The following is a 1,152-nucleotide window of genomic DNA, read 5'->3' as shown; positions in this document are numbered from 1 at the left end:
AGCCCGACCCGGGTAAGCCCGACCCGGGCATGCCGGACCCGGGTAAGCCTCCGGTGGACCCGCCCAAGTAGGAACGGCCGCTCTTGCTGCCGCATCGGCTGATGGCTGCGGCGGGTATGTGAATCGATCGAGAGCCCGAGCCCTGCAGTCATGCTGGGGCTCGGGTCTTTGCTGTGCGGGGTCCCTTTGGGAGACGGGTCGGCGATGGATGCGCACAAGGATGACGGATCTGGTGCAGTTGCTTACGGTCTGTGTCGGGTGATGCGTGCTGAGGACGTGCTGTCGGTGCTGATGGTGCTGCGGAGGACGAGGGTCCGCGTGTGCGTCGGGGGTGGTTGGGGATCGATGCTCTGATCGGGGTCGGCCCCGCATCAAACCGCCACGTCGGCCCCTCACCGTGTTCCGCCGAGTTTTGCCGTTCCGGGCGACGTTGAGGAGGTGACCCGCTGGCTCGCGCGCCTCGTCGACTGCTGCGAAACCCGGCCCGGTCCGCCCGGATGATCAGCGACGGGCGACCACTGACCGAGGACGACCCGTGCCGATGAGCCGCCGAGGCCGACGCGCAGGTGTGGCAGATGCCCGGGTTCAGTCCAGTTCCAGCATGCCCACCGTCTGGTCTCCGCTCATCTCTCCAGTCGGTCGGAATCCGAGCGTCAGGTAGAAGCCTGTTGGGCCGTCCGCGCTGGGATGCCAGGTGGTGGTCAGGCGTGTGCCACCTCGGCGCCGGATCTCGGCAGCCACGGACTCCACTGCGAAGCGTCCGTAGCCTCGGCCCTGCTTTTCATCTGCGATGTTGAGACGCCAGAGTCCGGAGCGAAAGTCTGTGCCCTTGCCGGTCCAGTCGATGTGGAAGAAGGCCATGAGGAACCCGACGACCTCGTCGTCGTCACAGATGAGCCGGGGCCAGGCGATGCCGGGGTGGACGTATGCCTCGGCGAGCGACTTCACCACGGGTGCCACCAGGTGTTCCTGGTCGGGGCGGACCCGAAGGCCGATCGCAGTCTCGAAGTTGTCAGGGGTGATCTCTTGTAGGTGCAGCGAGGTTGGCATGTCCGCACTCTTAGAACTCCTATCGGAATGACTTCAGGCGTCGCCAGCAGATGAGTGCGCATCCGAGAGTGAGGAACGCTTCGTGGATGTCGTCGCGGATCT

Annotated in this window: 1 protein-coding gene; it reads right to left on the bottom strand. The window is 65.6% G+C overall.

Annotated features, from left to right (window positions below; all coding sequences use genetic code 11):
* Positions 1–585: 585 nt before the first annotated feature.
* Positions 586–1,050: a GNAT family N-acetyltransferase gene (locus tag ACIRU3_RS46890; RefSeq protein WP_404070464.1), complete on the bottom strand. Its 465-nt coding sequence runs from the start codon at positions 1,048–1,050 to the stop codon at positions 586–588.
* Positions 1,051–1,152 lie beyond the last annotated feature (102 nt).

It is taken from the genome of Streptomyces sp. NPDC101151, assembly GCF_044768335.1.
Taxonomy (GTDB): Bacteria; Actinomycetota; Actinomycetes; order Streptomycetales; family Streptomycetaceae; genus Streptomyces.
The sequence above is the reverse complement of the archived record's forward strand: the minus strand, read 5'-3'. Positions and strand labels throughout refer to the sequence as shown.

What these genes read in the sequence shown, in the direction of transcription:
- ACIRU3_RS46890 (WP_404070464.1), bottom strand. Translation starts at nt 1,050, where the DNA reads ATGCCAACCTCGCTGCACCTACAAGAGATCACCCCTGACAACTTCGAG.